General features: G+C 71.6%; 4 protein-coding genes and 1 pseudogene. 2 read left to right on the top strand and 3 right to left on the bottom strand.

From position 1 onward, the window contains the following. Positions 1-48 precede the first annotated feature (48 nt). Entirely contained in the window at positions 49-1,746 is a 1,698-nt protein-coding gene (locus tag V7E45_RS38425; RefSeq protein ID WP_333778917.1) for a flavin monoamine oxidase family protein, read from the top strand. A 48-nt stretch (positions 1,747-1,794) separates the two neighbouring features. Here the strand turns inward: V7E45_RS38425 and V7E45_RS38420 are convergent, their stop codons facing one another. The 3 genes from V7E45_RS38420 to V7E45_RS38410 all read right to left on the bottom strand — a co-directional run bounded on the left by V7E45_RS38420 (position 1,795) and on the right by V7E45_RS38410 (position 5,070). Continuing rightward, entirely contained in the window at positions 1,795-2,724 is a 930-nt protein-coding gene (locus V7E45_RS38420) for an LLM class F420-dependent oxidoreductase (protein ID WP_333778916.1), read from the bottom strand. A 98-nt stretch (positions 2,725-2,822) separates the two neighbouring features. After that, on the bottom strand, positions 2,823-3,509 hold the full coding sequence (locus V7E45_RS38415) for a DUF5995 family protein (RefSeq protein WP_333778915.1): 687 nt from the start codon (positions 3,507-3,509) through the stop codon (positions 2,823-2,825). A 166-nt stretch (positions 3,510-3,675) separates the two neighbouring features. After that, complete coding sequence (locus V7E45_RS38410) at positions 3,676-5,070, bottom strand: uracil-xanthine permease family protein (RefSeq protein WP_333778914.1); 1,395 nt, start codon at positions 5,068-5,070, stop codon at positions 3,676-3,678. 148 nt (positions 5,071-5,218) lie between these two features. Here V7E45_RS38410 and V7E45_RS38405 point away from each other — a divergent pair. Then, positions 5,219-5,543 (top strand): annotated as a pseudogene (locus V7E45_RS38405) (alginate lyase family protein); the annotation flags it as partial.

Here is a 5,543-nt window from a genome sequence, read left to right as displayed (position 1 = left end):
CCCGTCGAGCCCTCCCCGAACCACCCCCGCGCAAGGAGTCCGTACCCCATGACGTCCACGGTGCCCAACGCCGTCGAGCACGCAGACGAGCAGCAGCCGCCGATCACCATGTTCGGCCCGGACTTCCCCTACGCCTACGACGACTTCCTCGCCCACCCGGCGGGCCTCGGCCAGATACCCGCGACCGAGCACGGCACCGAGGTCGCCGTCATCGGCGGCGGCCTGTCCGGCATCGTGGCCGCCTACGAGCTGATGAAGATGGGCCTGAAGCCCGTCGTCTACGAGGCCGACCGGATCGGCGGCCGGCTGCGCACCGTCGGCTTCGAGGGCTGCGACGACTCGCTGACCGCCGAGATGGGCGCCATGCGCTTCCCGCCCTCCTCCACCGCGCTCCAGCACTACATCGACATGGTGGGCCTGGAGACCCGGCCGTTCCCGAACCCGCTCGCCGAGGCGACCCCGTCGACCGTGGTCGACCTCAAGGGCGAGTCGCACTACGCCGAGACCATCGCCGACCTGCCCCAGGTGTACCGGGACGTCGCCGAGGCCTGGAACAAGTGCCTCGAAGAGGGCGCCGACTTCTCCGACATGAACCGCGCCATGCGTGAGCGGGACGTGCCGCGCATCCGCGAGATCTGGGCGAAGCTCGTCGAGAAGCTCGACAACCAGACCTTCTACGGCTTCCTCTGCGACTCCGAGGCGTTCAAGTCCTTCCGGCACCGCGAGATCTTCGGCCAGGTCGGCTTCGGCACCGGCGGCTGGGACACCGACTTCCCGAACTCCATCCTGGAGATCCTGCGGGTCGTCTACACCGAGGCCGACGACCACCACCGCGGCATCGTCGGCGGCTCCCAGCAGCTCCCGCTGCGCCTGTGGGAGCGCGAGCCGGAGAAGATCGTCCACTGGCCGTACGGCACCTCGCTGAAGACCCTGCACAGGGACGGCGAGCCGCGCCCCGCCGTGACCCGGCTGCACCGCACCGCGGGCAACCGGATCACCGTGACGGACGCGAACGGCGACATCCGCACGTACCAGGCGGCGATCTTCACCGCCCAGTCCTGGATGCTGCTGTCCAAGATCGCCTGCGACGACTCGCTCTTCCCGATCGACCACTGGACCGCCATCGAGCGCACCCACTACATGGAGTCCAGCAAGCTGTTCGTCCCGGTGGACCGGCCGTTCTGGCTGGACAAGGACGAGGAGACCGGTCGGGACGTCATGTCGATGACGCTCACCGACCGCATGACCCGCGGCACCTACCTGCTGGACGACGGACCGGACAAGCCGGCCGTGATCTGCCTGTCGTACACCTGGTGCGACGACAGCCTGAAGTGGCTGCCGCTGTCCGCGAGCGAGCGGATGGAGGTCATGCTGAAGTCGCTCGGCGAGATCTACCCGAAGGTCGACATCAGGAAGCACGTCATCGGCAACCCGGTGACCGTCTCCTGGGAGAACGAGCCCTACTTCATGGGCGCGTTCAAGGCCAACCTGCCCGGTCACTACCGCTACCAGCGGCGCCTGTTCACGCACTTCATGCAGGACCGGCTGGCCGAGGACAAGCGGGGCATCTTCCTCGCCGGCGACGACATCTCCTGGACGGCCGGCTGGGCCGAGGGCGCGATCCAGACCGCGCTGAACGCGGTCTGGGGCGTCATGCACCACTTCGGCGGCGAGACCGACCCGACCAACCCGGGCCCGGGCGACGTCTACGACGAGATCGCCCCGGTGGAACTGCCCGAGGACTGACCGGGTCGCACCTGGGCACGCGGACCGGGTCGCGGGTGGCCGGCCGGATCAGACCCCGGCCGCCCGCGCCTTCTCGAACACCTCGGCGGCGACGTCCTTGAGCTCCTGGGCGTCCCGCGCGGTCTCCTGGAGGTCGACGAGGATCTCGTCCAGACCCAGCTCCGCGTGCTGGACCAGGTCCGCCACGATCTGGTCGGCGTCGCCCTGGAACGGCCGGCGGTCGTCGCCGTCGTAGGGCTTGGCCGAATGGGCCGCGTTGACGCGCAGCACCGTGCGGATCGGCTCCTGACGGCCCCGCTCGGCGGCCAGGTCCTGCAACTCGGCCCACTGGGCGGCGATCTGCTCGACGCCCGCGCCCACGGGCAGCCACCCGTCGGCGTGGTCGACCAGCCGGCGCAGCGCCCGCCTGCCGGCCCCGGCGAGGAGGATCGGGATCGGGCGGGCCGGCTTGGGCCCGACCACGGCCGAGCCGATCCTCGTGACCGGGCCGTCGTGCACCACCGGGTCCGGGCCCCACACCGCCCGGCACACGTCGATCAGCTCGTCCAGCACCTTGCCGCGCTCCTCGAAGGGGCGCACGCCCGCCGCCGCGTACTCGTCGTGGGACCAGCCGGTGCCGAATCCGGCGAGCACCCGGCCGCCGCTCGCCGCGTCCAGCGTGGCGAGGGCCTTGGCCAGCTGGAAGGGCAGGTGCAGCGGCGCGACCAGCACGCTGGAGCCCAGCTCCACGCGTTCGGTGGCGGCGGCCGCGAGCGTGAGGGTGACCAGCGGCTCGGCGACGCCCCGGTAGGAGTCGGGCCAGGCCAGTCCCGGCACGCCGTACAGGCCCTGCGTGGCCGGCTCCGGGAACAGGGCGCGCTCGTAGACCCAGAGGCTGTCGTATCCGATCCGCTCGGCCGTGCGCGCCACGTCGGGCACGTCCCTGCCGAGGTCGTACTGCCGGTTCTGCGGGAGACCGAGTCCGAGCCGAGTAGCCATGTGCCGTGAGCTCCTTCGTGATCGGTTGCCGCTTCAACCTACAGAGATAGGGACGCGGTTCCAGGAGGCCCGGCGGAGGTTGGCCGGAACGGCCCGGTTCAGTCGCCGCACGGGGTCAGCAGCATGCGGCTCGCGAAGCCGACCGCCGCGTCCAGGCGCTCGGTGAACTCCTCGGCCACGTCGTCGCAGTGGCGCAGGGCCCACAGGGCCCGGGCCGCCGCCCAGGTCGCGTCCCGCGCCCGGTCCAGGCTCCAGGAACCGAGCAGATGGGTGACCGGGTCGGCGATCTGGAGCAGGTCGGGCCCCGGCATCAGATCCTCGCGGATGCGCTCCTCCAGCGCGCAGAGCAGGTCGCCCACGCGGTCGAACTCGTCTTCCAGTTCGGCCGGTGCGCAGCCGAGCGTGCGGCAGGCGTCCACCACGGCGAGCGCCAGGTCGTGCCCGATGTGCGCGTTGATGCCCGCCAGCGCGAACTGCAGCGGCCGTACGCCGGGATGGCGGCGGAACTGGAACAGGGGCCGCCAGCAGGCGGGCGGCCGGTGCCCCCGGTCCGCCGCGTCGACCGCCGCCAGGTACCGCTCGGCGAACCGCACGTCCAGCGCGGTCGCCGCCTCCGGGTCCGGGAACACCCCGGTGTCCAGGAGCCGGCCGACCTCCTCGGTGACGGCGAGGTAGACGCGGTTGAACACGGCGACCCCGTCCCGCTCGGGCAGGTCCGCGTCGAGTGCGCGCATCCGCGCGAGCACGGTGCCGACGGGGGTGGTGAAGTGCTCCAACTGCGCCATGGGGGAAGGGTGACAGCCGCGCACCGCCCCGCGCGCCGACCGGACCGGTGCTTCGCCGGAACGGGGGAACGCCGGGCGGAACGAGGCTCGCGGGACGCGGGGGGCCCGGCCGGCGCCCTCGGGCCCCCGTACGCCTGTGCGCCGGTGCCCTCGCGCCCTCGTACGCCTATGCGCCGGCCCGCTCGTCGCCCTCGTCGTCGTAGGTGGACGTGCCCTCGTCGAGCAGGGGCTCCTGCGGCTTGAGGTGGGCGGGCGCGAGGGCGCCCAGGGCGTGGTAGCCGGTGATGACGACCAGGGTGCCGAGGGCGATGCCGCTCAGGGTGAAGTTCTCGCCGAACTTCATGGAGACGTTGCCGACGCCGATGATGATGCCCGCGGCAGCCGGGACCAGGTTCAGCGGGTTGCGCAGGTCCACCTCGGCGCTGATCCAGATCTGCGCGCCGAGCAGGCCGATCATGCCGTACAGGATCACCGTGATGCCGCCGAGGACGCCGCCGGGGATCGCGGCCACCACCGCGCCGAACTTCGGGCAGACGCCGAACAACAGGGCGAAGCCGGCGGCCGCCCAGTAGGCGGCGGTGGAGTAGACGCGGGTCGCGGCCATCACGCCGATGTTCTCGGAGTACGTGGTGTTGGGCGGGCCACCGACCGCGGTGGACAGCACCGAGGCGACGCCGTCGGCCGAGATCGCCGTGCCGAGCCGGTCGTCCAGTCGGGTACCGGTCATCTCGCCGACCGCCTTGACGTGTCCGGCGTTCTCCGCGACCAGCGCGATGACCACGGGCAGCGCGACGAGGACCGCCGACCACTGGAAGGACGGGCCGTGGAAGGAGGGCAGCCCGATCCACTCGGCCTTCGAGACACCGGAGAGGTCGAGGCGCCAGTGGTCGGTGATCTTGCCGCTCGGGCCCATCGAGTGGATCCGGCCGAAGACCCGGTCGAACACCCATGAGATGGCGTATCCGAAGACCAGGCCGAGGAAGATCGCGACCCGGGACCAGAAGCCGCGCAGGGCGACGACCGCCAGGCCGGTGAAGAGCATCACCAGCAGGGCCGTCCACTGGTCCTGCGGCCAGTAGGTGGAGGCGGTCACCGGGGCCAGGTTGAAGCCGATCAGCATGACCACGGCGCCGGTGACGATCGGCGGCATGACGGCGTGGATGATGTGCGCCCCGAAGCGCTGCACCGCGAGCCCCACCAGGAAGAGCACGGCTCCGACCACCAGCACCGCGCCGGTCACCGTGGCGCTCGTGCCGCCCTGGGCGCGGATGACGGCGGCCACCCCCACGAACGACAGGGAGCAGCCCAGGTAGCTCGGCACCCGGCCGCGGGTGGCGAGCAGGAAGATCACGGTCGCCACGCCGGACATCATGATCGCCAGGTTGGGGTCGAGGCCCATGAGCACGGGGGCCACGAAGGAGGCCCCGAACATCGCCACGACGTGCTGGGCGCCGAGGCCCACCGTGCGCGGCCAGGAGAGCCGTTCGTCGGGGCGTACCACCGCTCCGGGCGCGGGGGTGCGCCCGTCACCGTGCAGCTTCCAGCGCACGCCGAGGTCCATGGTGAGGTTTCGCTTTCTCTGTACGTGAAGACGGTCCGAACCATTGTCAGGGTCACCTGGCCGCTCTACGCTCACACGGTCCCACTCATGAACCAAGTTCACATGTATGACTAGCGATCTGGTGATCTGATGAGGATCGGAGTGTCCGATGAGTGGAAGATCCCGTACGGCCGTGCTGCTGGCCGCGGTGGTGAGTCTCGCGGCCGTGCTCGTCCCGTCCGCCCACGCCTCCGCCGGCCACGCGCCCGGGGCCCCGCGGACGGTCGTCCTGGACGGCGCCCGCCTTCAGCAGACCCGGGCCCGCCTGGACCACGACCCCCGGCTGCGCCGCGCGCTGCGGGACCTGACCACCCGGGCCGACACCTGGTTGAGCCAGGGGCCCTGGACGGTCGTCGACAAGCCGAGGCCCGCGCCCGGCGGTGACGTCCACGACTATCTGAGCCAGGCCCCCTACTGGTGGCCCACCACGGCCC

This window comes from Streptomyces sp. IBSBF 3136 (assembly GCF_036815105.1).
Classification (GTDB): domain Bacteria; phylum Actinomycetota; class Actinomycetes; order Streptomycetales; family Streptomycetaceae; genus Streptomyces.
Note: the sequence above shows the minus strand (reverse complement) of the source record. Positions and strands in the feature narration are given on the sequence as shown.